General features: G+C 68.1%; 25 protein-coding genes. 13 read left to right on the top strand and 12 right to left on the bottom strand.

Features of this window, described 5'->3' with window-relative positions:
- Positions 1–131 precede the first annotated feature (131 nt).
- Together NVV32_RS04065 and NVV32_RS04060 are read right to left on the bottom strand one after the other, a co-directional pair.
- On the bottom strand, positions 132–1,331 hold the full coding sequence (locus NVV32_RS04065; protein WP_422391475.1) for an amidohydrolase: 1,200 nt from the start codon (positions 1,329–1,331) through the stop codon (positions 132–134).
- Positions 1,332–1,522: 191 nt separating this feature from the next.
- Positions 1,523–2,662 (bottom strand): mannose-1-phosphate guanylyltransferase, encoded by a 1,140-nt coding sequence (locus tag NVV32_RS04060; protein ID WP_055770083.1) that lies wholly within the window; start codon positions 2,660–2,662, stop codon positions 1,523–1,525.
- 201 nt (positions 2,663–2,863) lie between these two features.
- On the opposite strand from NVV32_RS04060, the gene sdhC reads away from it, so the two are divergent.
- The 4 genes from sdhC to NVV32_RS04040 all read left to right on the top strand — a co-directional run bounded on the left by sdhC (position 2,864) and on the right by NVV32_RS04040 (position 6,406).
- Positions 2,864–3,259 carry a succinate dehydrogenase, cytochrome b556 subunit gene (gene sdhC, locus NVV32_RS04055; RefSeq protein ID WP_055770080.1) on the top strand — a complete coding sequence of 132 codons (396 nt, stop codon included), beginning with the start codon at positions 2,864–2,866 and terminating at the stop codon, positions 3,257–3,259.
- A 5-nt stretch (positions 3,260–3,264) separates the two neighbouring features.
- The gene (locus tag NVV32_RS04050; RefSeq protein ID WP_055770077.1) at positions 3,265–3,732 is read left to right on the top strand and encodes a succinate dehydrogenase hydrophobic membrane anchor subunit; all 468 of its coding nucleotides are present in this window, start codon (positions 3,265–3,267) and stop codon (positions 3,730–3,732) included.
- 107 nt (positions 3,733–3,839) lie between these two features.
- Positions 3,840–5,618, top strand: a complete 1,779-nt coding sequence (gene sdhA, locus NVV32_RS04045; protein WP_055770074.1) for a succinate dehydrogenase flavoprotein subunit — start codon at positions 3,840–3,842, stop codon at positions 5,616–5,618.
- Positions 5,618–6,406, top strand: coding sequence for a succinate dehydrogenase iron-sulfur subunit (locus NVV32_RS04040; RefSeq protein WP_055770072.1), 789 nt, complete (start codon positions 5,618–5,620; stop codon positions 6,404–6,406). The genes sdhA and NVV32_RS04040 overlap by 1 nt, the downstream gene beginning before the upstream one ends.
- A 257-nt stretch (positions 6,407–6,663) precedes the next feature.
- Here NVV32_RS04040 and NVV32_RS04035 read toward each other — a convergent pair whose 3' ends face one another.
- From NVV32_RS04035 to NVV32_RS04015, 5 genes are all read right to left on the bottom strand, one after another.
- Positions 6,664–7,752 (bottom strand): YihY/virulence factor BrkB family protein, encoded by a 1,089-nt coding sequence (locus NVV32_RS04035; protein ID WP_422391474.1) that lies wholly within the window; start codon positions 7,750–7,752, stop codon positions 6,664–6,666.
- Entirely contained in the window at positions 7,712–8,239 is a 528-nt protein-coding gene (locus NVV32_RS04030) for a 2'-5' RNA ligase family protein (RefSeq protein ID WP_422391473.1), read from the bottom strand. Before NVV32_RS04030 ends, NVV32_RS04035 begins: the two co-directional genes overlap by 41 nt.
- A 75-nt stretch (positions 8,240–8,314) precedes the next feature.
- Positions 8,315–9,358: a tryptophan--tRNA ligase gene (gene trpS / locus NVV32_RS04025; RefSeq protein ID WP_055770063.1), complete on the bottom strand. Its 1,044-nt coding sequence runs from the start codon at positions 9,356–9,358 to the stop codon at positions 8,315–8,317.
- Positions 9,351–10,202 (bottom strand): exodeoxyribonuclease III, encoded by an 852-nt coding sequence (locus NVV32_RS04020; RefSeq protein ID WP_422391472.1) that lies wholly within the window; start codon positions 10,200–10,202, stop codon positions 9,351–9,353. The genes trpS and NVV32_RS04020 overlap by 8 nt, the downstream gene beginning before the upstream one ends.
- Positions 10,203–10,254: 52 nt before the next feature.
- Complete coding sequence (locus NVV32_RS04015) at positions 10,255–10,743, bottom strand: hypothetical protein (protein ID WP_055770762.1); 489 nt, start codon at positions 10,741–10,743, stop codon at positions 10,255–10,257.
- Between the two features lie 171 nt (positions 10,744–10,914).
- On the opposite strand from NVV32_RS04015, the gene NVV32_RS04010 reads away from it, so the two are divergent.
- Entirely contained in the window at positions 10,915–11,694 is a 780-nt protein-coding gene (locus NVV32_RS04010) for a hypothetical protein (protein WP_055770055.1), read from the top strand.
- Positions 11,695–11,707: 13 nt separating this feature from the next.
- Positions 11,708–12,412, top strand: a complete 705-nt coding sequence (locus tag NVV32_RS04005; protein WP_422391471.1) for a class F sortase — start codon at positions 11,708–11,710, stop codon at positions 12,410–12,412.
- Between the two features lie 144 nt (positions 12,413–12,556).
- On the opposite strand, the gene NVV32_RS04000 is transcribed toward NVV32_RS04005, so the two are convergent.
- From NVV32_RS04000 to glyA, 5 genes are all read right to left on the bottom strand, one after another.
- On the bottom strand, positions 12,557–13,390 hold the full coding sequence (locus tag NVV32_RS04000; protein WP_055770049.1) for an ABC transporter permease: 834 nt from the start codon (positions 13,388–13,390) through the stop codon (positions 12,557–12,559).
- Complete coding sequence (locus NVV32_RS03995; protein ID WP_422391470.1) at positions 13,387–14,259, bottom strand: ABC transporter permease; 873 nt, start codon at positions 14,257–14,259, stop codon at positions 13,387–13,389. Before NVV32_RS03995 ends, NVV32_RS04000 begins: the two co-directional genes overlap by 4 nt.
- Complete coding sequence (locus NVV32_RS03990; RefSeq protein ID WP_055770042.1) at positions 14,252–15,193, bottom strand: ABC transporter ATP-binding protein; 942 nt, start codon at positions 15,191–15,193, stop codon at positions 14,252–14,254. The genes NVV32_RS03995 and NVV32_RS03990 overlap by 8 nt, the downstream gene beginning before the upstream one ends.
- A gap of 55 nt (positions 15,194–15,248) precedes the next feature.
- Complete coding sequence (locus NVV32_RS03985; RefSeq protein WP_422391469.1) at positions 15,249–16,139, bottom strand: bifunctional methylenetetrahydrofolate dehydrogenase/methenyltetrahydrofolate cyclohydrolase; 891 nt, start codon at positions 16,137–16,139, stop codon at positions 15,249–15,251.
- A 153-nt stretch (positions 16,140–16,292) separates the two neighbouring features.
- Positions 16,293–17,600 carry a serine hydroxymethyltransferase gene (glyA, locus tag NVV32_RS03980; protein ID WP_321166891.1) on the bottom strand — a complete coding sequence of 436 codons (1,308 nt, stop codon included), beginning with the start codon at positions 17,598–17,600 and terminating at the stop codon, positions 16,293–16,295.
- 343 nt (positions 17,601–17,943) lie between these two features.
- Here glyA and NVV32_RS03975 point away from each other — a divergent pair, with 343 nt between their 5' ends.
- The 7 genes from NVV32_RS03975 (at position 17,944) to NVV32_RS03945 (ending at position 25,968) form a co-directional block, all read left to right on the top strand.
- Positions 17,944–19,113 (top strand): FAD-dependent oxidoreductase, encoded by a 1,170-nt coding sequence (locus NVV32_RS03975; RefSeq protein WP_422391468.1) that lies wholly within the window; start codon positions 17,944–17,946, stop codon positions 19,111–19,113.
- Complete coding sequence (gene purU, locus NVV32_RS03970; protein WP_422391467.1) at positions 19,114–19,983, top strand: formyltetrahydrofolate deformylase; 870 nt, start codon at positions 19,114–19,116, stop codon at positions 19,981–19,983. It abuts the gene before it with no gap.
- Positions 19,984–20,023: 40 nt separating this feature from the next.
- Entirely contained in the window at positions 20,024–20,542 is a 519-nt protein-coding gene (locus NVV32_RS03965) for a gamma carbonic anhydrase family protein (protein WP_055770032.1), read from the top strand.
- Positions 20,543–20,574: 32 nt separating this feature from the next.
- Entirely contained in the window at positions 20,575–21,798 is a 1,224-nt protein-coding gene (locus NVV32_RS03960; RefSeq protein ID WP_055770029.1) for an ROK family transcriptional regulator, read from the top strand.
- Between the two features lie 124 nt (positions 21,799–21,922).
- Positions 21,923–23,461 (top strand): multiple monosaccharide ABC transporter ATP-binding protein, encoded by a 1,539-nt coding sequence (gene mmsA, locus NVV32_RS03955; protein WP_152815606.1) that lies wholly within the window; start codon positions 21,923–21,925, stop codon positions 23,459–23,461.
- Positions 23,462–23,486: 25 nt separating this feature from the next.
- Positions 23,487–24,788: a multiple monosaccharide ABC transporter permease gene (gene mmsB, locus NVV32_RS03950; RefSeq protein ID WP_055770024.1), complete on the top strand. Its 1,302-nt coding sequence runs from the start codon at positions 23,487–23,489 to the stop codon at positions 24,786–24,788.
- A 76-nt stretch (positions 24,789–24,864) separates the two neighbouring features.
- The gene (locus NVV32_RS03945) at positions 24,865–25,968 is read left to right on the top strand and encodes a sugar-binding protein (RefSeq protein WP_055770021.1); all 1,104 of its coding nucleotides are present in this window, start codon (positions 24,865–24,867) and stop codon (positions 25,966–25,968) included.
- Positions 25,969–25,978: the final 10 nt, after the last annotated feature.

Here is a 25,978-nt window from a genome sequence, read left to right as displayed (position 1 = left end):
GGTCGATCGTTCGGCTTTCGTTATGCGCAGGTGGCTGAGGACGGCCGGGTCCGGCGGACCTGCCGCTCCGCGCCCCGGGCGGGACCCCCGACGGAGCCCCGACGGAGCCCACGCAGCCGCACAGCCTGCGGTCAGTGTTCGAGGACCGCCTGCAGGGCCGCCGCCGCCATGACCCTCACGCCGTACCCGATGGCACGCTCGTCGGGCGTGTAGTCGCCGCGGTGGAGGTCGAACGTCTCACCACCCGGGGTCCTCGTCCCGAGGCGCATCATGGCGCCGGGGACCTCCTGCGTCATCCACGCGAAGTCCTCGCCTCCCATGGACTGCGGTGTGAGCACGACGGCGCCCGACCCGAGTTCGGCCCGGGCGGCCGCCTCCAGGAGGCCGGTCTCCGCCTCCTGGTTGACCACCGGTGGGACCCCCCGGATGTGCTCGAGCTTCACGTCGACGCCGAAGGGCGCGGCGACCTCACGGACGGCCCGGTCGAGCAGCTCCCCGGCCGACTCCCAGGCCTCGCCGTCGAGGCAGCGGAGCGTGCCGGACATGAAGCCGTGCGCGGGGATGGCATTGGGCGCGGAGCCCGCGTGGATCTGGCCCCACACCACGGACACGGCGCTGCGCACGTCGATCCGGCGGGACAGGACGGCCGGCACGTTGACGGCGATGGTCGCGAGCGCGAAGACGAGGTCCTCGGTGAGGTGCGGGCGCGAGGTGTGCCCGCCGCGTCCGCTCAGCTCCACCCGGATCGTGTCCGATGCCGAGGTGATCGCACCGATGCGCGTGCCGACCAGGCCGACGTCGATCCTCGGGTCGCAGTGCAGCGCGAGGATGCGTGGCAGGCCGTCCAGCACACCCTGGGCGATGACGTCGATCGCTCCCCCGGGCATCATCTCCTCGGCGGGCTGGAAGATGATGCGCACCGTGCCGGGGAGCGGTGTCGCGGCATCGATGTCCGCGAGGACCAGGGCGACGCCGAGCATCACGGTGGTGTGGATGTCATGGCCGCAGGCGTGCGTGACGCCCGTCGATGCGGACGCGAAGGGCAGGCCGGTCTCCTCGATGATCGGCAACGCGTCGATATCGGCGCGGAGACCGAGCCGCAGGGGGCCGCTACCGATGTCGACGTACGCGCCGGTCCCCTCGAGGCGACGGGGGGACAGACCCGCCTGCGCGAGCCGGGCCACGACGAGGTCCGTGGTGCGGTGCTCCTTGTAGGACAGTTCCGGGTGACGGTGGATGTCACGCCGGATGTCGGTCAGCTCGTCGAGCAGGGGATCGAGGGCGGCACCGACGCGGGAGGCCGGAGGGCTCTGGGTGCTGGACGTTTCCACGTCCTCAGCCTACCGACCGGTGGCGCGGCGACCAGCACTCCTGTGTCGGGGCCGCGTCACGGGACCTCCGCGCCCCTCCGAGGGCCGGGGGCCGAGGGCCGGGGGCCGCCCGACGCCAGGTCCCCGGGGCGTGTGCCCCTTCCCACGGGTCACGCCGTCCGGCCAGGCCGGCCCGGTCGGGGACCTGTCCGCTACAGGACGTCGGTGTCGCCGCTGGCCCGCAGGCGTTCGACGGCCTTCTTGACCTCCTGCGCGTGCTCCTTGGTGGTCACCAGCAGGGCGTCCGGCGTGTCGACGATGACGACGTCGTCGATGCCGATGAGGGCGATCACGCGCTTGGTGTCCGACACGACGATGCCCGAGGCGTTCTCGGAGAACACGCGTGCGCCCTCCCCCATCACCGTCAGCTCGCTGTTCTCCTCGGCCGGGTTCAGTCGGCCGATCGCGGCGAAGTCGCCGACGTCGTCCCAGTTGAACTCACCCGGGATCATGGCGACGTCACCTGCCGCCGCAGCCGGTTCGGCCACCGCGTAGTCGATGGCGATCTTGGGCAGCGTCGGCCAGACCCTTCGGGCCACCTCGACGCGCTGCGGGGTGTCCCACGCCTCGGCGATCTCCATCAGGCCGGCGTAGAGGTCGGGCTCGTTCGCCGAGAGGTGCTTGAGCATGAGGTCGACCGGCGCCACGAACATGCCCGCGTTCCAGGAGTAGTCGCCGCCGGCGATGTAGCCGTCCGCGACCTCCTGTGAGGGCTTCTCGACGAACTCGATCACGGCGCGCGCGCTGGGGGCGCCGTCGATCGCCAGGGGCTCGCCGGCCCTGATGTAGCCGAAACCGGTGGAGGGGTGCGTCGGCTTGATCCCGATGGTCACGATGTACCCCTCGGCGGCCGTGTGGATCGCCTCGCGCACCGCATCCTGGAAGACCTCGACCGGTGCGATCACCTGGTCCGCGGCGAAGGATCCCATGATGATGCCCGGATCCCGCCGGTGGAGGATGGCCGCGGCGAGCCCGATGGCCGCACCGGAGTCCTTGGGCTCGGACTCGAGGACGAGGTTCATGTCCTCGATCTCGGGCAACTGCTCGAGGACGGCACGGCGGTGGACGATGCCGGTGACGACCATGGTGCGGCCGTCGCAGAGGGGGCGCAGGCGATCGTAGGTCGCGCGGATCAGCGTGCTCCCGGAGCCGGTGAGGTCGTGGAGGAACTTCGGCGCCGCGGCACGCGACAGAGGCCACAGCCGGGTGCCGGTCCCTCCGGCGGGGATCACGCCGTGGAAGCGCTCCAACACATTGTCAGGGGTACGGGCAGCCGCCCTCTCGGTACTCATCCGTTCCACGGTAACCGACGCGCCCGGGCGGCCCGGAACCTCCGGCCGCCCTCCGGTGTTAACAAGGTCACAGGTGAGGGGCCCCTAAATTGATCCAGGAGTGTCACCGGCCTAGATTATTCTTATCGAAGAGTGCTGTCGCACCGGCGTATCCCTGCGTATAGCGCGCTAACGCCCAGGCGATGCAGGGAGGTAATTTCAATGCCGAAGACACTGACTAAGTCGCTGACACCAGCGGGCACCCTCTACCGTGGCCGCGAAGGCCAATGGTCCTGGGTCGCCCACCGCATCACCGGGGTCGTGATTTTCTTCTTCCTCCTGGTCCACGTGCTGGACACGTCCCTCGTCCGGGTCTCGCCCGAGGCGTACGACGCCGTGATCGCCTCCTACAAGAACCCCATCATGGGTCTCGGGGAGCTCGGACTGGTCGCGGCCATCGTCTTCCACGCCTTCAACGGCATCCGCGTGATCCTCGTGGACTTCTGGAAGAAGGGTCCCAAGTACCACCGCCAGATGCTCTGGAGCGTCATTGGCCTCTGGGCCGTCGTCATGATCGCCTTCTCGATCCGCCATCTCTCGCACGTCTTCGGAGGTTAGTACCCATGGCTACCCCAACCATCGAGAGCCCGCGCTCCGGCCGCGTCTCCCCCGGCTACTCACGCACCCCGGGCTCCCGCGGGAACTTCGAAATGGTCGCCTGGCTGTTCATGCGCCTCTCCGGAGCCATCCTCGTGGTACTCATCTTCGTCCACCTCTACGTCAACCTCGTCGCGGGTGACGGCATCAGCGGGATCGACTTCGGCTTCGTCGCCGGCAAGTGGGCCGACCCGGTCTGGCAGATCTGGGACCTGACGCTCCTGTGGCTCTCGATGCTGCACGGCACCAACGGCATCCGCGTGATCATCAACGACTACGCCGAGAAGAACAGCACCCGCATGTGGCTCAAGGGTGTCCTGTACACCTCGACGGTCGTCATCGTGGTCCTCGGCACCCTCGTGATCTTCACCTTCGATCCGTGCCCCGTGATCGACGGTGTGGCTCACGTCGCGGACTACTGCCCCGCTCCCTGACGCCACCCCGCAGTCCGTCCCTGCCGCAGGTCGGCAGTTCCCGCATGACAGGCCCACTGGGGCGGCCTCATGCATCCTCACCGGTTTCAACAGAAAGAGCGACCAGCATGCAGGTCCACAAGTACGACGTCGTCATCGTCGGCGCGGGCGGCGCGGGAATGCGCGCAGCTATCGAGTCCGGCCAGCGGGCTCGCACCGCCGTGCTGACCAAGCTCTACCCGACCCGCTCCCACACCGGCGCAGCACAGGGTGGCATGTGCGCCGCACTCGCGAATGTCGAAGAGGACAACTGGGAGTGGCACACGTTCGACACCGTCAAGGGCGGTGACTACCTGGTGGACCAGGACGCGGCCGAAGTCATGGCCAAGGAAGCCATCGAGGCGGTCCTGGACCTCGAGAAGATGGGTCTGCCCTTCAACCGCACGCCCGAGGGCCGGATCGACCAGCGACGCTTCGGCGGACACACCCGGGACCACGGCAAGGCACCCGTCCGGCGCTCCTGCTACGCGGCGGACCGTACGGGTCACATGATTCTCCAGACGCTCTACCAGAACTGCGTCAAGCACAACGTCGAGTTCTACAACGAGTACTACGTCCTCGATCTGCTGATGGTCGACCAGGAGGTCACCGAGGACGGTGTCACCCGCATCCAGAAGCGCGTGGCCGGGGTCGTCTCCTACGACCTCGCCTCCGGCGAACTGCACGTCTTCCAGGCGAAGTCCGTGGTGTTCGCCTCGGGCGGTGTCGGCAAGGTCTACAAGACGACCTCCAACGCCCACACCCTCACGGGCGACGGCATGGGTATCGCGTTCCGCAGGGGCATCCCCCTCGAGGACATGGAGTTCTTCCAGTTCCATCCGACCGGCCTCGCAGGCCTCGGCATCCTCCTCTCGGAGGCCGCACGCGGCGAGGGCGCGATCCTCCGCAACTCGGAGGGTGAGCGCTTCATGGAGCGTTACGCCCCCACCATCAAGGACCTCGCGCCGCGCGACATCGTCGCCCGGTCGATGGCCAACGAGGTCCGCGAAGGACGCGGAGCCGGGCCGAACAAGGACTACGTCCTCCTCGACCTGACCCACCTCGAACCCGCACACATCGACGCGAAGCTGCCCGACATCACGGAGTTCGCCCGCACGTACCTCGGCGTGGAGCCCTACACAGAGCCCGTGCCCGTGTTCCCGACGGCGCACTACGCGATGGGTGGCATCCCGACGAACATCAAGGCGGAGGTGCTCTCGGACAACGACACGGTGGTACCCGGCCTGTACGCCGCCGGTGAGGTCGCCTGCGTATCCGTGCACGGCTCGAACCGCCTCGGCACCAACTCGCTCCTCGACATCAACGTATTCGGCAAGCGCGCCGGCCTCGCTGCGGCAGAGTACGCCCTCACCGCCGACTTCGTGGAGATCCCCGAGAACCCGACCACCGAGACGGAGGAGCTCCTGAACCGGGCCCGCAGCTCGGAGGGCGGGGAGCGCGTGGCCCTCATCCGCAAGGAGCTGCAGGACATCATGGACGCGAATGTCCAGGTGTTCCGCACCGAAGAGACGCTCGTCGAGGCCCTGCGCGTGATCGATACGCTGGAGGAGCGCTATACGCGGATCACCGTGCAGGACAAGGGCAAGCGGTTCAACCTCGACCTGCTGGAGGCCGTCGAACTAGGCTTCCTCCTGGACATGGCCAAGGTCATGACTGCCGCTGCCCTGCACCGCAAGGAGTCCCGTGGTGGCCACTTCCGTGAGGACTACCCCGAGCGGGACGACGAGAATTTCATGACCCATTCCATGGCCTACAAGGACCCCCGCGCCACCGAGACCAGTGGCGTTCGCCTTGAGACCAAACCGGTGATCTTCACCCGATACCAGCCCATGGAGCGTAAGTACTGATGAGCACCGAAACGATGGAAAAGGAGCCGGCCTCCAAGGTCGAGCTCGCGCCCGGCGTCGGCGGCGGTGGAGAGATCCCCACCTTCGACATCACCCTGAAGGTCCGGCGCTACAACCCCGAGGTGTCCGACGAGGCGCACTGGGACGAATGGCAGCTGACCATGTACGGCACGGACCGCGTGCTGGACGCCCTGCACAAGGTCAAGTGGGAGCACGACGGTTCCGTCTCCTTCCGCCGGTCCTGCGCGCACGGCGTGTGCGGCTCCGATGCCATGCGCATCAACGGCCGCAACCGGCTGGCCTGCAAGACGCTGCTGAAGGATCTCGACACGTCCAAGCCGATCCTGGTTGAACCCATCAAGGGACTGCCGGTGGAGAAGGACCTGATCGTGGACATGGAGCCGTTCTTCCAGTCCTACCGCGAGATCATGCCGTTCCTCGTCAGCAAGGGCCACGAGCCCACGAAGGAGCGCCTGCAGTCCGCCGAGGAGCGCGACCGCTACGACGACACCACGAAGTGCATCCTCTGCGCGGCCTGCACCTCCTCCTGCCCGGTCTTCTGGACGGACGGCCAGTACTTCGGGCCGGCCGCGATCGTCAACGCCCACCGGTTCATCTTCGACTCGCGGGACGACGCCGGGGACATGCGCCTCGAGATCCTCAACGACAAGGAGGGTGTCTGGCGCTGCCGGACCACCTTCAACTGCTCCGAGGCCTGCCCTCGCGGCATCCAGGTCACCAAGGCCATCTCGGAGGTCAAGCAGGCGATCCTGACCCGTAAGGTCTGACTCGCTGCTCGGGATCCGACGCCGGATGCGGCGTTCGGTCCTGAGCACCATGCTCCGCCCGAAGGCGGCCCGTCACACGACGGGCCGCCTTCGTCGTCTCCCTGCAGATGCGGACGGTCAGGTGCGGACGGTCAGGTGCGCACGATCCGGTGTGCACGATCCGGTGTGCACGGTCCAGTGCGGACGGTCAGGTGCGGACGGTCAGGTGCACACGATCCGGTGCGCACGATCCGGTGCGCACGATCCAGTGCGGACGGTCAGGTGCGGTTCCCCCGGCGGCTGCGCTGACGGAGGGTGCCGCCCTTCGCGTGGTGCTGCCGCTCGGCGTCGGTCTCGGCGTCAGCGGTTCCGACGGCGCACCAGGCCGTCGCCACCAGGTACACCTGGCTCAAGAGGAAGAACCAGACGAACAGCGCGAGGATCACGGCGAAGGACAGCAGGAGCGGATTGTTGCCGAAGCTTCCGAGGATCTGGGTGGAGAAGGTGCGGAGCAGCGTGGTGCCGACACCGGCGATCACCGCACCCTGGATCAGGACGGGACGCGGCATCTCGATGGCGGACGCGGACCGGAACAGGACCACGGCCACGAGGATGTCCAGCAGGATCATCACCACGAATCCGGCCATCTGTGTCAGGAGCTGGCTCACGCTCGTCAGGTTGAGGAAGCTCAGGAGGGCCCCCAGCGTATTCGTCGCCACGATGCCGAGGGCGGTCGTCACGACCATGATCACACCCAGGATCGCGAGGGTCCCGAGGTCCTTCGCCCAGAGGACCACGGGCGGCGCGGCGACGGGCTTCAGCGCGAAGATCCCGCGCATGGCCTGGCGCATGCCACCGATCCAGCCGAGCGCCGTCACGAGCATGACGGCCGAGGATACGACGATGGCCCAGCCGAGGCCACTGGTCGCGTCGAAGAGGCGGGTGGGAGTGACGAGGCCGCCCCCGTCGTCCTGCAGGTCGATCAGCCCCGGTACCGCCTTGTCGAGGGCGTCCACGGACAGTTCGCGCAGGCTCTCGTCGCCGGCGACCACCAGCCCGAGTGCGGCGAATCCCACGACGAGCAGAGCGGAGATGGCGAAGAACAGGCGATAGGCGAGCCCCGCCGCCATCAACGGGCCGCGGCGCTCGTTGTACAGCAGGACCACGCGCACGGGCCTCAGCGTGTAGAACCGCGAGATCGCAAGATCCACCCTCGCCAGGAGGAGACCCGCGCCGCCATCGCCGGAGCGCTTCAGCCTCCCGACCCGGACCTGGGCATCGATCACCTTCCGGCGCAGATCCGCCAGGTTCGCCGGGGAGGGCTGCTCAACGGGTGGTGGTTTCGGAGCCGTCAGCGACTTCGCCAAAACGTAGCTCCTCCCTCAGTTTCCACAACCCCGACGGCACGTGTTCGTACAGTCCCATGGACCGGACGTCGAAGGACGCCTCGAAGGACTCCAGTTCCTCCACCGCCGCATCCATTCCTGCCTCCGAGACATCATGCGCGACGGTCACGTGCGGATGGAAGGGGAACTCGAGGTCACGTTCGAGCGGGCCCGTCTGCAGCCTCGCATGCAGGGCTACGCATTCGTCGAAGCCGTCGGCCAGCTTGAGGAACACCACCGGTGAGACCGGCCGGAAGGAGCCGGTGCTGCAGAGCCTGACTCTGAAGGGCCGCTGGTGCTGCGCGACCGCCCGGACGTGCTCGATCGTCGCCTCCCAGTCGGAGGCCGGCGTCGTCGTGATCAGGGTGATGTGCGGGGGCACCACGGCTGCCATGGGGTCGCCGAACGACGCGCGCCAGGCCTCGAGGTCACCCGCGAGCGGTTCGGGGATCGGGATGGTGATGCCCACGCAGCTGCCGCTCGGTCCCGGCGGAGACGACGGCGTCGCCAGCCGGCCGGGGAGACCCGTGGAAGCACACATGGGTCAGCGGGCTCCCGCCGCGGGAAGGAATCCCACGCGTGCGTAGACCTCCGCGAGCGTCGGCGCCGCCAGCTCACGGGCCTTCGCGGCACCCTTCGCCAGCAGCCGATCAAGCTCTGCGGGGTCCGAGAGCAGCCCCTCGGCCCGGGTGCGGATGGGTGCGAGGGTCTCGGCGACGACGTCGGCGAGGTCCACCTTCAGGTGCCCGTACATCCGGCCCGCGTACTCGTCCTCCAGCTCGGCGATGCTTCGCCCGGACAGGGACGAGAAGATCGCGAGCAGGTTCGAGATGCCCGGCTTCTCCTCACGGTCGAAGCGGATCTCCGTCCCGGCGTCGGTGACCGCCGACTTGATCCGTTTCGTCGTGACCTTCGGGTCGTCGAGCAGGTTGACGAGCCCGGCGGGCGACGGTGCCGATTTCGACATCTTGGCCGTCGGGTTCTGCAGGTCGTAGATCTTCGCCGTCTCCTTCTGGATGAAGGGCTGGGGCACCACGAAGGTCTCGCCGAAGCGCGTGTTGAACCGCTGCGCGAGGTCCCGGCTCAATTCCACGTGCTGGCGCTGGTCCTCCCCCACCGGGACTCCGTCCGGTTGGTAGAGGAGGATGTCGGCGGCCTGCAGGATGGGATAGGTGAAGAGTCCCACGCTGGCGGAATCGGTGCCCTGCTTCGACGCCTTGTCCTTGAACTGCGTCATCCTGGACGCCTCGCCGAAGCCCGTGAGGCAGTTGAGCACCCACGCGAGCTGCGCGTGCTCGGGGACCTGGGACTGGACGAACAGCGTGGCACGATCGGGATCCACCCCCGCAGCGATGTACTGGGCGGCGGTCGTCCGCGTGCGCTGCATGAGTTCCGCCGGGTCCTGCGGGACCGTGATCGCATGCAGGTCGGGGATGAAGAACACCGCGTCGTGGGTTTCCTGCAGGCGCACCCAGTGCACGAGCGCACCGAGGTAGTTGCCTAGGTGCAGGGATCCTGCCGACGGCTGCATGCCGGAGAGGATCCGTTGCCGCCGGGCGGGGGCGGGCGTGTGGTGCTGTTCAGTCATCAGAGGAGTTCCTGGAGGGTTGGATCCGGTAGTCGACGACGAGCGGGGCATGGTCGGAGAACCTGGTGTCCCAGCTCGGTGCCCGATCGACGTCGGCGGTGGCTGCACTCTGCGCGAGCGCCTCGGTGGCCAGCTGGTAGTCGATCCGCCAGCCCGTGTCGTTGTCGAACGCCTTGCCCCGCCAGGACCACCAGGTGTACGGCCCGTCGACCTCGCCCGCGAGGTTCCGGGCGACATCCACGAAGCCGCATTCGTCGGAGAAGAAACGATCGAAGTACGCGCGTTCCTCGGGAAGGAAGCCCGCGTTCTTCACGTTGCCCTTCCAGTTCCTGATATCGAGCTGCGTGTGACCCACGTTGAGGTCGCCCATGACCACGGCGTGGTCGGCTGCGTCTCGGAGCTGTGGCAGGCGTGCGACCATCGCCTCGAGGAACCGGTATTTGTCATCCTGCTTCGGGGTCCCGACCTCGCCCGAATGGACGTAGGCGCTGACGACGGTAAGGGTCGATCCCCCCACCTGGAAATCGGCTTCTACCCATCGACCGGACGTGTCGAAGTAGCTGTCACCGATGGTCGTGCGGGTGGCGAGAGGCTCCTGGCGGGACGCTATCGCGACCCCCGCCCGCCCCTTGGCCTCGGCCTCGGTGTGGAGGATGAACCAGCCCTCGCCGAGGAGGCTCCGCACCACGGCGTCGGGAGCCCGTACCTCCTGCAGGCAGAGGATGTCGACATCCCGTCCGTCCAGCCATTCCTGCATGCCGCGCTTGTAGGCGGCGCGGATCCCGTTGACGTTCACGGACGCGATACGCAGGGGTTCCTGCAGGGGGTTCGATGCCGGACTCACTCGATCAACCTTACCCCGGAGGGTGTGTCCCTTCACCTCGGTCGGGAGGTGCTCAGTCGACGACCGTGCCCTCCACCGGACCCTCGGTGGAGCCCTTCATCATGGACCTCGCGTTGTGCGAGGTGATCTCGATGGTCTCGAGTGCACGTTCCACCATGCCCTCGTCCTTGCCGAGGTACTCGCGCACGACGCCCACCTGCACCTGGACGATCTTGAAGCTGTGGTCGAGCTTCAGGTCCCTCGCCCTGTCGACGGCCACCGGACCCGCGGGTGACGCACCGGCACCGCCGAACCCGCCGTGCGCCTGGATCCGATCCGCGGCCTTCCGTGCCGCGGAGCGGAGACTCAGCACCACGTAGCTGAAGATCAGGAGCCAGCCCAGGGAGATGATGGCGACCAACCAGCCGATCACATCGTTCTGGTTGGCCGCGAAGACGACCGCCACGAGGAACACGACCACCATGACGGCCATCCCGGCCGTGCCCATGCGCATGCTCACACCCCGGCCCTGAGGCCGCCCATTGCTTCCAAGAGACTGCATCAGGCCATTCTCCCGCATCGGCCGACCGACCCCCCGGTCTTCCACCGCAGGCGAACTCACAGGGGTTTCGAAGTTTTTTCCCATCCGCTCCCATCCGTGATCGGGATCACCCCGAAGTACAGTCGTGCGCGCCCCACGGTGCGCCTCATTCGCACTATGGAGGACTTTCCCATGAACAAGAAGATGCGCTTCCTCGCAGTACCGGCCCTCGCCATCGGCGCAGTCGCTCTCGCGGGCTCCCCCGCGATGGCCGCTGACGGCTCCTACTCCTCGACCCTCGGCCAGCTGAACGGCACGACCGGCACCGGCACCATCACCCTCGACGTCGTGGGCGATCAGGCCACGGTCAACCTGCAGGTCTCGGGCCTCGCCCAGACCTTCATGGACGCCCCGTACCCCCACGTCCAGCACATCCACGGCGGTGCGGCAGGCAAGTGCCCCACGCCCGCCGATGACGCCAATGGCGACGGCATCGTCAACGTCGCCGAGGGTGTACCCGGATACGGCGCCATCCAGACCACGCTGACCACGTCGGGTGCCACCACTCCGGCAGAGGGCCTGAACCTCCAGCTCGGTGGCCAGGGTGGAACGTACTCGATCCAGCGCACCATCACCCTGGACGCCGATACCCAGAAGTCGCTCGAGGCCGGCGTAGCCGTCGTCGTCGTGCACGGCCTGGACCCGGCGACCGCCGGCGTCTCCTCCGAGGTCTTCGGCAGCCCGTCCGAGATCGCACCCGAGCTCCCCCTCGGCGCGACCTCCCCCGCCCTGTGTGGAACGCTCGTGAAGACGCAGATGGGCGCCATGCCTGCCGGCGGAGCCGACACGGGTGTCGCTACCGAGTCCTCCTCCAACTCCGCGGGCATGATCGCCCTCGGTGGCGGCCTGGTCCTCGCGGCAGCAGCCGGTGGAACCTTCGCAGTGCGCCGCCGCGCAGCACACAACGCATAATCCCTGATCCCACATGATCAGTAGGAACACCGGCCATCGCTGGGGCTTCACGGCCCCGGCGGTGGCCGCCCTCTTTCTCCTCGCCGGCTGCGGATCGGCCGATGCTCCCGCTTCGACGCCGGCCCCGTCGTCGTCCTCCGCAGTGACGAGCGCGGCGCCGGTCGAGGCACCGAGCCCCGCGCCCACGGCCGTGCCCACTGCCGCTCCGTCCTCCGCGCCCGCTGCGGCACCCGCCCCGGTCGCATCCGAAGGTCCCGACATCCTTCCCGCCTCCGCCCCGGTCACGCTGGAGATCCCCTCGATCGGTGTCCGCACCGACCTGCTGGCCCTGGGCCTCCGCGAGAACAACAGTCTCGAGGTGCCACCTGACGGACCCGGAGCACCCGCGAGCTGGTACGACCAGTCGCCCACCCCGGGCGACCGCGGACCGGCCGTCATGCTCGGCCATGTCAACGCGACCGACGGCGGCAAGGGTGTCTTCGCCGATCTCCGCGCCCTCAAGGCCGGCGATCGGATCACCGTGGTCCGCGAGGACGGGACGACCGCGGTGTTCGAGTTCCAGCGCGGCGAGGCGTACCAGAAGAACGACTTCCCGACCCTCACGGTGTACGGGAACACGCCCGGCTCTGAGCTCAGGCTGATCACGTGCGACGGCTACAACCCCGACACGGGCGAGTTCGACGACAACTACGTGGTGTACGCCACCCTGGTTCTCTAGGGCCGGCTACACCGGCGGCATCAGGACGCTTCGACCGGCGGCGGGGCCACAGCCCCGCCGATGCCGTCGTCCAAGGCAGGACTCCGGATCGATACGGTGTCCCACGTCCTGCGTCCCGCGCGTCCTGACCGCAGCCCGCCGGACCTACTTGAGGAACAGCTTCCGCAGCCGAAGGGTGGTGAGCAGCATGCCGACGGCGATCATCACCAGGAAGTAGCTCAGGTGGACCGCCGCGGCAGGGGTGAAGGAGGCGATGCTGATCTGACGCAGCAGTTCCACGCCGTGCCACAGCGGCAGGGCCTGGATGAACCACTGGACTCCCTGCGGGTAGACGCTCAGCGGATAGAAGGTGGCCGAGAACAGGAACATCGGCAGCATCACGAAGTTGACCCACTCCATCTGCTGGAAGGTCTTCATGAAGCTCGTGATGCCCATTCCGAAGGACGCGAAGCCGAAGGCGATCACGACGGACGCCGGGATCATGAGCAACGCCACCGGTGTGGTGATGAGGCCCATGAGCGCCATGACCGCGGTGAAGCCGGTGGCATACATGGCGCCGCGCAGGAGGGCGAGGAAGATCTCCCCGATCGCGACGTCCAGCGGACCCAACGACGTGTAGAGCATGCCCTGGTAGAGCTTGGCGAAGTTCATCTTGAAGAACACGTTCCACGTGCTGTCGTAGACCGCCCCGTTCATGGCGGACACCGCGAGGAGTGCCGGCGCGATGTAGGCGGCATAGCTGATCGGCTCACCGTTGGGGCCCTCGACCGACCCGACGAGCGCTCCCAGTCCCACTCCCATGGACACGAGGTAGAGCACGGGTTCGAAGAACCCGGAGACCATGACCAGCCAGTTGCTGCTGCGCGTGGCGAGCAGTCCGCGCGCGATCACGGCGCGGGCGTTGCGGGAGTAGAGCGCCGCCAGCGGTCGCCTGGACCCTTCCAGCGCGTAGTCCTGCGCGGTGAGGTGCACGCTCATTTCCCCAGCCTCCTCGCGTACACCGCGCGGGCCAGCTTGAGTCCGACGACGGCGAGCACCACGAGGTACAGCACGTGCACCACGGCGAGCCAGAGGGGGAGCTCGTAGCCGTAGGTCAGCGCCCGGCCCAGCTCCGTGCCGTGCCACAACGGCGAGATCCAGCCGATCCAGCGGAGGAACACCGGCAGGGTGTCGAGCGGGAAGAAGGTCCCGGAGAACAGGAACAGCGGCGTGACGATGAACCGCATGACGAGCGCGAACTGCCCCTTGTCCTCTTCGATCCGGGCCGAGTAGGCCATGAGCGGGAGCCCGAAGGCGAGGCCGCTCAGCACCGCGACGGGGATGGCCACGGGGCCGGCGGCGGACGATGAGGCTCCGAACGCCGCGACGATGACGAAGTAGATGATGGTGGTGACCGTCAACCGGACGGTGACGGCGATGATGTGGCCCTGCACGATCTGGTCGGTGTTCAGGGGCGAGGCGTGCGGGCCGTAGTAGACGCGCCGCCACTTGAAGCCGTCCATCACGGGATAGGTGAACTCGGTGGCGGCGGTCATGATCGCCGCGGAGGCCAGGAGGGCCGGGGCGATGAAGGCGAGGTAGCTGACCTCGCCGAACGCGCCGGCCGAGTTCCGGTCGACGAGGGTCGCGAGGCCGATCCCCATGGCGAAGAGGTACATCACCGGCGTCCCGACGCTCGAGGCGAGGAGGGTCCACCGGTAGCTGTTCATGGACCGCAGGACGTGCTCGGCGTAGTACCAGGAGCCGAACGCGCGCGCCCGGGACGCCGAGACCTCCGGCTTGTGGGCGTGCAGCCGGTACGGCGGAGCCGTCACCGCGCCGTCGGTGGTGGGCACCCGCTCAGTCAACGAGGCTCCTTCCCGTCAGGCGCAGGAAGACGTCCTCGAGCGAGGAGCGGCGGACCAGGGAGGTGATCGGACGGAGGCCCCGCGAGATGACCTGCTCGAGAGCGGCTTCGCCGTCCTGGGCGTAGATGAGGACGCGGTCGGGCAGCGGCTCGAGCCGGGCACCGATGCCCTGCAGTTCGGCGGCGACGGTCGTGTTGCGTTCCGAGCCGAAGCGCAGCTCGAGCACCTCCCGCGTCGAGTGCTCGCGGATGAGCTGAGCAGGGGATCCCTCCGCCATGATCCGGCCCTTGTCGACGACCACCAGCCGGTCGCAGAGCTGCTCCGCCTCGTCCATGTAGTGCGTGGTGAGGATCAGGGTCACGCCGGATTCCTTGAGGCGGAAGAGCCGGTCCCAGAGGATGTGCCGGGCCTGCGGGTCGAGCCCGGTGGTGGGTTCGTCGAGCAGCAGGATCTTCGGCTCGTTGATGAGCGACCGCGCGATGGTCAGGCGGCGCTTCATCCCGCCCGAGAGCGCGTCCACCTTCGCGGACGCCTTCTCAGTCAGCTGCGCGAACTCCAGGAGCTCGTCCGCCTTCGGTCTCAGGTAGCTCATGGGCAGACCGAAGTAGCGGCCGTAGACGAGGAGGTTGTCGCGGACCCTGAGTTCCTCGTCGAGGTTGTCCTGCTGCGGCACCACCCCGAGGTGCGCCCTCACCTCCGGGCCGTGCTCTTCGGGATCGAGCCCCATGATGGTGAGGTCTCCGGAGGTCCGCTGTGACACCCCGCCGATCATGCGCATGGTCGTCGACTTACCGGCACCGTTGGGCCCGAGCAGACCGAAGGACTCCCCCGCGGGGACCTCGAAGGAGATGCCGTCGACGGCCTTGAAGTCACCGTAGTGCTTGCTCAGCTGACGGGCGGAGATGACCGGCGGACCGGCGGAGAGTGTGGGCACTCGCCCAGCCTAGGCGAGAACTCCCATTGGTAGAAGCCAATGGGTGTTGCGCGGACTAGCTGCCGGCAGCCGAACGCTCCGCCGCCTCGACGACGTTGGTCAGCAGCATGGCCCGGGTCATGGGCCCCACTCCCCCGGGATTCGGCGACAGCCAGCTCGCCACCGAGGCGACGGCGGGATCGACGTCGCCCGTGAGCTTCGCCCTGCCCGTCTCCGGGTCCTCCACCCGGCTCACGCCGACATCCAGGACGATCGCCCCGGGCTTCACCTGGTCCGCGCCGATCATGTGCGGGATCCCTGCCGCGGCGACGACGACGTCGGCCCGTCCGAGATGATCGGCGAGGTCCGCCGTCCCGGTGTGCGCCAGCGTCACCGTCGCGTTGATCTGCTTCCGGGTGAGCAGCAGTCCGAGCGGGCGGCCGACCGTCACACCACGGCCGACGACGAGCACGTCGAGGCCCTTCAGTGCGACGTCGTGGCGGAGCAGGAGCTCGACGATGCCGTGCGGGGTGCACGGCAAGGGTGAGTCCATCGGCGCGTTGACGTTGAGGACCAGCTTCCCGAGGTTGGTCGGGTGCAGGCCGTCCGCGTCCTTCGCCGGATCGATGCGTTCGAGGATGGCGTTGGTGTCGATGTGGGCGGGAAGCGGGAGCTGGACGATGTAGCCGGTCGTGGCGTCGTCGGCGTTCAGCTCGTCGAGGACTGCTTCGAGTTCCTCCTGGGTGATGGTGTCCGGCAGGTCGCGCCGGACCGAGGTGATGCCGACCTGGGCACAGTCGCGGTGCTTGCCCGCGACATAGGAGTGGCTTCCGGGATCGTCGCCGACGAGGACGGTGCCGAGCCCGGGGGTCACCCCGCGCTCGCGCAGGGCGCTCACGCGCTCGGTCAGTTCCTCCTTGATGCGTGCGGCGGTCGCCTTGCCGTCAAGGATGCGGGCGTTGTTCATGGGAGGGATCCTTCTCTGGTCGCTCGTCCAGCTGTTCGAGCAGGAATGCCTCGCCGCGGTCGCAGCAGCCGGTGAAGCAGCATTCCGCGGCGGGGATGTCGAAGTCCGGCGACGCCGCCGCCCTCGAGGAGAGGGCGGCGCGTGGGATCGGATCTACCACTCCTCCTGGCCCGGGTAGAGCGGGAAGTCCGCCGCGAGCGCGGAGACGCGCGCGCGTAGTGCCACGACGTCGGGCGACGGCTTCAGGGCGGCCGCGATGATCTCCCCGACCTCGGTGAACTCGGCGGCGCCGAAGCCGCGGGTCGCGAGGGCCGGCGTGCCGATGCGGAGGCCGGAGGTCACCATGGGCGGGCGGGGATCGAACGGCACGGCGTTGCGGTTGACCGTGATGCCGACGGAGTGCAGGACGTCCTCGGCCTGCTGCCCGTCGAGCGAGGAGTTGCGGAGGTCCACGAGGACGAGGTGGACGTCGGTTCCACCGGTGAGGACCGAGACGCCGTGCTCGGCGACGTCGGACCCGGTGAGGCGCTCGGCGATGATGCGGGCACCCTCGAGGACACGCTCCTGGCGCTCACGGAATTCCGGCGATCCGGCGATCTTGAAGGCCGTGGCCTTGCCCGCGATCACGTGCATGAGCGGACCGCCCTGCTGTCCCGGGAAGACGTTGGAGTTGAGCTTCTTGGCCCATTCCTGCTTGGCCAGGATGACCCCGGAACGGGGACCGGCCAGCGTCTTGTGCACCGTGGAGGTGACGACGTCGGAGTAGGGCACCGGGCTGGGGTGGACGCCGGCCGCGACGAGTCCGGCGAAGTGGGCCATGTCGGTCCAGAGGAGGGCGCCGACCTCGTCGGCGATGGAGCGGAAGGCGGCGAAGTCGAGCTGCCGCGGGTAGGCCGACCAGCCGGCGATCAGCACCTGCGGCTTCTCGGCGACCGCCTGGGCCCGCACGCGGTCCATGTCCAGGCGATGGGTGTCCTCCTCGACGCCGTACGCCGCGACCTCGTAGAGCTTCCCGGAGAAGTTGAGCTTCATGCCGTGCGTGAGGTGTCCGCCGTGGGCGAGGGAGAGGCCCATGATCTTGTCACCGGGCTTGATCATCGCGGAGAGTGCGGCGGCATTCGCCTGGGCGCCGGAGTGGGGCTGGACGTTCGCGAACTCTGCACCGAAGAGCGCCTTGACGCGCTCGATCGCGAGGTTCTCGGCGACGTCGACGTGCTCGCAGCCGCCGTAGTAGCGACGTCCCGGGTACCCTTCGGCGTACTTGTTCGTGAGGACACTGCCCTGGGCCTCGAGGACCGCGCGCGGAGCGAAGTTCTCCGACGCGATCATCTCGAGGGTGTCGCGCTGACGCGCGAGCTCGTCCCGGAGGACGGCGGCGATCTCGGGATCCACCTCGGACAGGGGCGCGTTGGTGACGGTATCCGCTGCGGAATGGGACGGGGCCATGGGCGACGTGGTCATCGGTTGATCCTTCTCTGGGTCTCGCACGAGGTCAGCTTGAGTCGCGGGCGGGCGTCGGACCGCTGGTCCGTGCCCCGGCCGCTCATGAAACGTGACCCGCGGCCCAGGCGTGCGATCCGTGGTCTGCACTGGAAGTCCGCGCCGCGCCCGGAGGACGGCGGCAGCTCCACGCCGCTTCCTGGTGGTTGCCCACCCTACGCCAGTCGCGACGCTCCCATGCTAGCCGCTCCCGAGCGGCGACCGCCACGCGATGACGCGGAGCCCGGAATAGTCACCACTGCCCGGCCGTTCGCTGAGAGTGAGCGGGCCCGGAGACCGGGACCGCCAGGAGAGGTGGGACGCGATGGACCGGACAACCCCCGGTGATACGCCGGTGCGGGCGGGCGCAGGGACCGGTGGCGCCGGGCGCGTGCGCGTCCTCGTCATCGGCGCCGGCCAGGCCGGCCTCAGCAGTGCCTACCACCTCCTGCGCCGGGGGCTGGAGGCAGAGCGCGACGTCGTCGTCCTCGATGCGAATCCGGCGCCCGGTGGCGCCTGGCTGCACCGCTGGCCCGCCCTCACCTTCGACGCCGCGCACGCGCTCCACGACCTGCCCGGCCTACCGCTCGGAACACCGGACCCGAAGGAACCGGCGGCCGATGTCGTGTCCCGCTACTACGGCGCGTACGAGCGGACCTTCCACCTCCCCGTGCACCGTCCCGTCTCCGTCCTGGCGGTGGAGCCAGAGGACGGGCCGGCCGGTTCGTCCGGCCACGGAGACGGACCGCTGCGCATCACGACGACGGCGGGTACCTGGATCGCCGACGTCGTCATCAGTGCGACCGGTACCTGGGACCGCCCGTACTGGCCCTACTACCGCGGCCGGGACGTCTTCGCGGGCCGGCAGCTCCACACGCACGACTACCGCTCGGCAGCGGAGTTCGAGGGACAGCGCGTGCTGGTCGTCGGCGGCGGTACGTCCGCGGTGCAGTTCGTCCTGCAGCTCCACGAGGCCGGAGCTGCACCCGTCTGGTCGACACGCCGACCGCCGTCGTTCACGCGCCGCGCCTTCGATCCGGAGTGGGGTCGCGAGGTCGAGGCGGAGGTCAACGCACGGACCGCCGCGGGGCTGCCGCCCGCCAGCGTCGTCTCCGTCACCGGGCTGTCGCTCACGGCGCAGTACCGGGCCGGGATCGACGCCGGGATCCTGGTCTCCCGCGGGCCCCTCGCCGAACTCCGAGAGCATTCGGCCGTCTTCGCGGACGGGTCGGTGGAACCCGTCGACGCCGTCCTGTGGGCCACCGGGTTCCGCGCCGCCCTGGACCATCTCGCACCGCTGCGCCTCCGCGAACCCGGGGGCGGCATCCTGATGGACGGGGTCCATGTGGCGAAGGAGCCCCGACTCCTGCTCGTGGGCTACGGTGCGTCCGCCTCGACCCGCGGGGCCTCCCGCGCCGGACGGGCGGCGGCGGTCGCCGCCGTCACACGGCTCCGCGCGGGCGCCGGGCGGGCAGTGGCCGGTAATCTGGCGTAGGTGACCTCCCCCGAGACCTCCCGTCCGCCCTCGTCCTACTCCCTGACGCTCTCCTGCCCCGACAGGCCGGGAATCGTCCACGGCGTCTCCGGCGCCCTCGTGGGACTCGGCGCGAACATCACGGAATCCCAGCAGTACGGCAGCCCGGAGACGGGCACGTTCTTCATGCGCGTCGCCCTGACCACGGAGGCGTCCGCGGACGGGCTCCGCACCGCCCTGGAACCGGTGGCCCGCGAGTTCGGCATGGAGTGGTCGCTCAACGAGGCCTCCCGCCGGACCCGGACCCTCATCATGGTCTCGAAAGCAGCGCACTGCCTCAACGACCTCCTCTTCCAGCACCGCTCGGGCACCCTCGCCATCGACATCCCCGTCATCGTGTCGAACCACCGGGACCTCGAGGACCTCGCCGCCTTCTACGGCATCGAGTTCCACCACATCCCGGTCACGCCGGAGACCAAGGACGAGGCGGAGGACGCACTGCGTGCGCTGATGCGGCAGCACGACGTCGAACTGGTGGTCCTGGCGCGGTACATGCAGATCCTCAGTGACCGGCTCTGCGGTGACCTCCTGGGCAGGGCGATCAACATCCACCACTCGTTCCTGCCGTCCTTCAAGGGGGCACGGCCCTACCACCAGGCCCATGCCCGCGGCGTCAAGCTCATCGGTGCGACAGCCCACTACGTCACGGGTGCCCTGGACGAGGGCCCGATCATCGAACAGGAGGTCATCCGCGTGGACCACGCGCGGACGGCCGAGCAGCTTACCGCGATCGGCCGGGAACTCGAGGGCCGCGCCCTGGTGCAGGCCGTGCAATGGCACGCGGAACGGCGCGTCCTCCTCGACGGCCGCAGGACCATCGTCTTCAACTGATCGTCCCGCCGCCGCGGGAGGCGTCGCCTAGGCTGGCGGCATGGCCAACCACACCTTCCGCGGCAGGACTCCCCGCGTCTCCGACTCCGCCTTCGTCGCCCCCACCGCCTCCCTCATCGGGGAGGTGACGATCGGCGGGCACGCGAGCGTGTTCTTCGGCGCCACCCTGCGCGCGGACACCTCCTCCATCAGCGTCGGGGAGGGGACGAACCTCCAGGACAATGTGGTGGTGCATGCCGATCCGGGTTTCCCGGCGCGCATCGGCGACCGCGTCAGTGTCGGCCACAGTGCCGTGGTGCACGGCTGCACCATCGAGGACGACTGCCTGATCGGCATGAGCGCGACCGTCATGAACGGCGCCGTCATCGGTACCGGCTCCCTCGTGGCGGCCGGCGCCGTCGTGCTCGAGGGCACGGTGGTCCCGCCCCGCTCCCTGGTCGCCGGTGTCCCCGCGAAGGTGCGCCGGACGCTGGACGACGGCGAGGTGGACGGCGTCCGAGCGAACGCTGCCGACTACAGGCTTCTCGCCCATGAGTACCGCCAAGCGTTAACTTCTTGACTACAAGCGGGAGCTACGGCACCCTTGGGATCATGCCCGCAGACTCCCCCTCGACGGCGAGGACAAGCCTGAGCGCCCCGCTTCCCAAGCCGGGCTCCCAGTCCGCACTGCGCGAGCAGAACCAGCAGCGCGTCATCGCGGCACTGATGAGCGGCGGGCCGCAGACCCAGGCCGAACTCTCCCGGCAGACCGGCCTCTCGACGGCGACGGTCTCCAACATCGTCAAGGTGATGGCGGCGACCGGCATCGTCAGTACTGCACCCACCACGAGTTCCGGCCGCCGCGCCCTCTCGGTGATCCTCAACGACAACGGGCAGGTCGCCGCGGGGATCGACATCGGGCGCCGCCACCTCCGGGTGGTCCTCGCCAGCCCGAACTACCGCGTGCTGCAGGAGGCGTCCGTCGCGCTCCCCCTCGGGCACAGTGCAGTCGACGGACTGACCGCGGCGTCCGACCTCCTCGATTCCCTCCTGGAGAACGGCGGCATCCGCCGCCGCGCGCTCCTCGGTGCCGGGATCGGCATCCCCGGACCGATCGACAGGCGCACCGGAACCGTGGTGCAGGGCGCCATCCTGCCGGAGTGGGTCGGCATCAACATCCACGAGACCTTCAGCGAACGACTGCGGGTTCCCGTCTTCATCGACAACGACGCGAACCTCGGCGCCCTGGCACAGGTGACCTGGGGCCCGCACAGTGCTGTCGACAACCTGATGTTCATGAAGGTGGGATCGGGCATCGGTGCCGGGCTGGTGCTGAACGGCTCGCTCTACTACGGCAACGTCGGGGTGACCGGCGAGCTGGGCCACACGACCATCAACGAGCAGGGTGTCATCTGCCGGTGCGGCAACCGCGGCTGCCTCGAGACGGTGGCGTCGACGTCCACCATGATCGAACTCCTCGGCCGGGGCAGCAACGAGACGGTGGACACGCAGCGGATCATCGACTGGGTGCTCGCCGGTGATACCGCGGCGCTGCGCGTGATCGACGACGCCGGCGTGGCCATCGGCCGCGCACTCGCGCACATGGCGAACCTCATCAACCCCGAGACGATCGTCATCGGAGGGCCCCTGACCGGTCTCGGGGAGATTTTGCTGGAGCCCGTGCGGCGTGGCCTCGCCCGGCACGCCGTGCCGATCATCGGTGACACGACGAACGTCTGCATGTCCTCGCTCGGCGATCGCGCCGAAGCCCTCGGAGCGGCCGCCGTCGTCCTGGCACAGCAGGGGCTCGCTCCCGCGCTCGCCAGCTCAGCCTGAAGTTTTCCTCTGTTTTCTCCGTGCTTTGTGTTCAACAGTTGACGACAAGGCATACCAGCGTGTTCAATTCTTTCGGGTCGAGGTTGGCCTGCACCAAGACAACGCCGTCGCCGCGGGAGGCCCCATGAACAACCACACCATCCTGGAGATGCGCTCCATCACCAAGGAGTTCCCGGGAGTCAAAGCCCTCTCCGACGTCTCGCTCGAGGTCCGGGCCGGCGAGATCCACGCCATCTGCGGCGAGAACGGTGCCGGGAAGTCCACCCTCATGAAGGTGCTCTCGGGCCTCTACCCCTACGGCGACTACTCCGGCGACATCGTGTTCCAGGGCCAGGAGGTCCAGTTCAAGGACATCCGCTCCAGCGAAGCGGCCGGGATCGTGATCATCCACCAGGAACTCGCGCTGATCCCCGAGCTGTCCATCGCCGAGAACATCTTCCTCGGGAACGAGCCCACCCGGTTCGGCGTGATCGACTGGGACTACGTGAACCGGACCACCCTCGAGCTGATGGCCCGCGTGGGGCTCCGCGAGGACCCGATCACGAAGGTCAAGGACATCGGGGTGGGCAAGCAGCAGCTCGTCGAGATCGCGAAGGCACTCAACAAGTCCGTGAAGCTGCTCATCCTCGACGAGCCGACGGCGGCCCTCAACGAATCGGACTCCCAGCACCTGCTGGACCTCATGTCGGGCCTGCGGTCCAAGGGGATCTCCTGCATCATGATCTCGCACAAGCTCAACGAGATCGAGCAGATCGCCGACTCGATCACCATCATCCGCGACGGCAAGTCGATCGAGACGCTTCACGTCAAGGACGACGGCGTCGACGAGGACCGCATCATCCGAGGCATGGTGGGCCGCTCGCTCGAGTCGAGGTTCCCCGACCACACGCCCAACATCGGCGAGACGTTCTTCGAGGTGCGCGACTGGACCGTGGCCCACCCCACCGTGGCGGACCGCCTCGTCTGCAAGAACTCGAGCTTCCACGTCCGACGTGGCGAGATCGTCGGCTTCGCCGGGCTGATGGGCGCCGGGCGGACCGAGCTGGTGCGTTCGGTCTTCGGCCGCTCCTACGGGAACTTCAAGTCCGGGCAGATCCTCATCGACGGCAAGGAGGTGACGCTGCGCTCGGTGCCCCAGGCCATCAAGGCCGGCCTCGCCTATGTCACCGAGGACCGCAAGTCGCTGGGACTGAACCTCCTGGACGACATCAAGACCACCACGGTCTCGGCCGACCTGCAGCGCATCACGCACGGCCTCGTCGTCGACAAGGACGAGGAGTTCCGCGTCGCCGAGGAATACCGGAAGTCGCTGCGCACCAAGACGCCGAGCGTCAACGAGGGTGTGGCCAAGCTGTCCGGCGGGAACCAGCAGAAGGTGGTCCTCGCGAAATGGATGTTCACCGACCCCGATCTGCTCATCCTCGACGAGCCCACGCGCGGGATCGACGTCGGTGCGAAGTACGAGATCTACGGCATCATCCAGAAACTGGCGGACCAGGGGAAGGGCGTCATCGTCATCTCCTCCGAACTGCCTGAACTGCTCGGTCTCTCCGACCGCATCTACACGATCTTCGAAGGCGCCATCACCGGGGAACTGACCCGCGAGGACGCCAATCAGGAGTCCCTGATGAAACGCATGACCGCCAGCCGAACCGCTGCCTGACCGACGCTCCTAGGAAAGACACACCATGAATTCCTTCAAACAAATCTTCGGCGGGAACACCCGCCAGTTCGGGATGATCTTCGCCCTGGTCGCGCTGGTCGTGTTCTTCCAGTGGCAGACCGGCGGCAAGACACTCACGTCCGTGAACATGATGAACCTGTTCAACGGCAACTCCTACATCCTGATCCTCGCCATCGGCATGGTGCTCGTCATCATCGCCGGGCACATCGACCTCTCGGTGGGCTCCATCGCGGCCTTCGTCGGCATCGTCGTCGCCATCGCGATGCGTGACTGGGGTATCCCCTGGTACCTCGGCGTCCTCCTCGGCCTCGTGCTCGGTGCGGTCATCGGCATCTGGCAGGGCTTCTGGGTGGCCTACGTCGGCATCCCGGCCTTCATCGTGACCCTCGCGGGGATGCTCCTGTTCCGGGGTGCCAACCAGTCGGTCGGCAACTCCCTCACCGTGCCGGTGCCCGAGGGCTTCCGCTACCTCGGTGCGGGCTACCTCCCCGAGGTGGGACCGGATCTCGGCTACAACAACCTGACCCTGCTGATCGGCTTCGCACTCGTCGCGTTCGTCGTCTACAGCGAAGTCCGCGGCCGTCGCAAGCTCGAGAAGATCGGCGCGACGGTGCCCCCCACCTGGGTGCCCATCGTGAAGGTCGTCCTGCTCTCCGCCGTCATCCTGTACGCGACGTACCTCTTCGCGACGGGCCGTCCGGGCACCTCCTTCCCCGTCCCCGGCCTGATCCTCGGCGTCCTGGTCATCATCTACGCGTTCATCTCGAACAAGACCATCCTCGGCCGCCACGTCTACGCCGTCGGTGGCAACCGTCACGCCGCCGAGCTGTCCGGCGTGCAGAGCAAGCGCGTGAACTTCATGGTCATGATGAACATGTCGATCCTCGCGGCGCTCGCCGGGATGATCTTCGTGGGCCGGTCCACGGCATCCGGGCCGTCCGACGGCGTCGGATGGGAACTGGACGCCATCGCGGCGGTCTTCATCGGTGGCGCGGCCGTGACCGGCGGCGTCGGCACCGTGGTCGGTTCGATCATCGGCGGACTCGTGATGGCCGTCCTCAACAACGGCCTGCAGCTGCTCGGAGCCGGCGCCGACGACACCCAGATCATCAAGGGCATCGTCCTCCTCGTCGCGGTCGCCTTCGACGTCTACAACAAGAGCCAGGGCAAGCCGTCGATCATCGGCCTGCTCACCAGGAACTTCGGCGGAGGTGGCGGCAGCCGAAAGGCCGACGCCGAAGCCCCGAAACCCGCTCCCACGGAGCAGGCCGTCGGAACGAAGGAAGTCATCTCCCACGACGTCTAGGCGCCCGCCACTACCGGGCACCCGGACCCAATGCTCCACCCGTCCACCAGAGCACGAGCAACAGAAAGAGAAAGCAATGCGTAAGTTCGCAAAGTCCTTCGCAGCGATCGCTGCGATTTCAGCACTGGCGCTGACCGGCTGCGGTCGCGAAGAAGCAGCCCCGGCCACGGAAGGCGGAGAATCCGCCGCTGCGACGGGCTTCGAGGCAGGTTCCTCCATCGGCGTCGCACTGCCCCAGAAGACCTCGGAGAACTGGGTCCTCGCGGAGAAGCTGTTCAACGACGGCCTGACCGAGGCCGGCTACGAGCCGGACGTGCAGTTCGCCAACGGCGGTGTCTCCGAGCAGCAGAACCAGATCAGCTCCATGATCACCAACGGTGTGAAGGTCCTGATCGTCGGTGCCATCGACGGCGCCCAGCTCGGCACCCAGCTCGCGCAGGCCAAGGAGGCCGGTATCACGGTCATCGCCTACGACCGCCTGCTCCTGAACACCGACGCGGTCGACTACTACGTGGCCTACGACAACTTCAAGGTCGGCGAGCTGCAGGGCCAGGCCCTCCTCGACGGCATGAAGGCCGCCAAGCCCGAAGGCCCCTACAACATCGAGCTCTTCGCCGGATCACCCGACGACGCCAATGCGAAGGTCTTCTTCGACGGCGCCATGAGCATCCTCCAGCCCGAGATCGACAACGGCAACCTCGTCGTCGCCTCCGGGCAGACGACCTTCGAGCAGGCTGTCACCCAGGGCTGGAAGGCCGAGAACGCCCAGAAGCGTGCGGACACGCTGCTCTCCGGCAGCTACGGCTCCACAGAGCTCGACGGCGTCCTCTCCCCCAACGACACGCTCGCCCGTGCGATCCTGACCTCCGTGGAGGGTGCCGGCAAGACCCTGCCGGTCGTCACGGGCCAGGACTCCGAGGTCGAGTCCGTGAAGTCCATCATGGAGGGCAAGCAGTACTCCACCATCAACAAGGACACCCGCGCACTCGTGGAGCAGTCGATCACCATGGTCGGCAACCTCCAGGCCGGCGAGGAGCCCGAGATCAACGATCCCGACTCCTACGAGAACGGCGTGAAGACCGTTCCCGCATTCCTCCTCGAGCCGCAGATCGTCACCAAGGACAACGCGGCGGACGCCTACGCCGACGACCCCACGCTGTCGGCGATCACGAACCCGTAGTCCGGGTTCG

The sequence above is a fragment of the Arthrobacter sp. N1 genome (assembly GCF_048288285.1).
Taxonomy (GTDB): domain Bacteria; phylum Actinomycetota; class Actinomycetes; order Actinomycetales; family Micrococcaceae; genus Arthrobacter_D.
Note: the sequence above shows the minus strand (reverse complement) of the source record. Positions and strands in the feature narration are given on the sequence as shown.

What these genes read in the sequence shown, in the direction of transcription:
- NVV32_RS03985 (WP_422391469.1), bottom strand. Translation starts at nt 16,139, where the DNA reads ATGAACAACGCCCGCATCCTTGACGGCAAGGCGACCGCCGCACGCATC.
- mmsA (WP_152815606.1), top strand. Translation starts at nt 21,923, where the DNA reads ATGAACAACCACACCATCCTGGAGATGCGCTCCATCACCAAGGAGTTC.
- NVV32_RS04050 (WP_055770077.1), top strand. Translation starts at nt 3,265, where the DNA reads ATGGCTACCCCAACCATCGAGAGCCCGCGCTCCGGCCGCGTCTCCCCC.
- NVV32_RS04005 (WP_422391471.1), top strand. Translation starts at nt 11,708, where the DNA reads ATGATCAGTAGGAACACCGGCCATCGCTGGGGCTTCACGGCCCCGGCG.
- trpS (WP_055770063.1), bottom strand. Translation starts at nt 9,358, where the DNA reads ATGACTGAACAGCACCACACGCCCGCCCCCGCCCGGCGGCAACGGATC.
- NVV32_RS04015 (WP_055770762.1), bottom strand. Translation starts at nt 10,743, where the DNA reads ATGCAGTCTCTTGGAAGCAATGGGCGGCCTCAGGGCCGGGGTGTGAGC.
- NVV32_RS03975 (WP_422391468.1), top strand. Translation starts at nt 17,944, where the DNA reads ATGGACCGGACAACCCCCGGTGATACGCCGGTGCGGGCGGGCGCAGGG.
- NVV32_RS04060 (WP_055770083.1), bottom strand. Translation starts at nt 2,662, where the DNA reads ATGAGTACCGAGAGGGCGGCTGCCCGTACCCCTGACAATGTGTTGGAG.
- NVV32_RS03965 (WP_055770032.1), top strand. Translation starts at nt 20,024, where the DNA reads ATGGCCAACCACACCTTCCGCGGCAGGACTCCCCGCGTCTCCGACTCC.
- sdhA (WP_055770074.1), top strand. Translation starts at nt 3,840, where the DNA reads ATGCAGGTCCACAAGTACGACGTCGTCATCGTCGGCGCGGGCGGCGCG.
- sdhC (WP_055770080.1), top strand. Translation starts at nt 2,864, where the DNA reads ATGCCGAAGACACTGACTAAGTCGCTGACACCAGCGGGCACCCTCTAC.
- NVV32_RS03945 (WP_055770021.1), top strand. Translation starts at nt 24,865, where the DNA reads ATGCGTAAGTTCGCAAAGTCCTTCGCAGCGATCGCTGCGATTTCAGCA.
- NVV32_RS04000 (WP_055770049.1), bottom strand. Translation starts at nt 13,390, where the DNA reads ATGAGCGTGCACCTCACCGCGCAGGACTACGCGCTGGAAGGGTCCAGG.
- glyA (WP_321166891.1), bottom strand. Translation starts at nt 17,600, where the DNA reads ATGACCACGTCGCCCATGGCCCCGTCCCATTCCGCAGCGGATACCGTC.
- NVV32_RS04040 (WP_055770072.1), top strand. Translation starts at nt 5,618, where the DNA reads ATGAGCACCGAAACGATGGAAAAGGAGCCGGCCTCCAAGGTCGAGCTC.
- NVV32_RS03960 (WP_055770029.1), top strand. Translation starts at nt 20,575, where the DNA reads ATGCCCGCAGACTCCCCCTCGACGGCGAGGACAAGCCTGAGCGCCCCG.
- mmsB (WP_055770024.1), top strand. Translation starts at nt 23,487, where the DNA reads ATGAATTCCTTCAAACAAATCTTCGGCGGGAACACCCGCCAGTTCGGG.
- NVV32_RS04010 (WP_055770055.1), top strand. Translation starts at nt 10,915, where the DNA reads ATGAACAAGAAGATGCGCTTCCTCGCAGTACCGGCCCTCGCCATCGGC.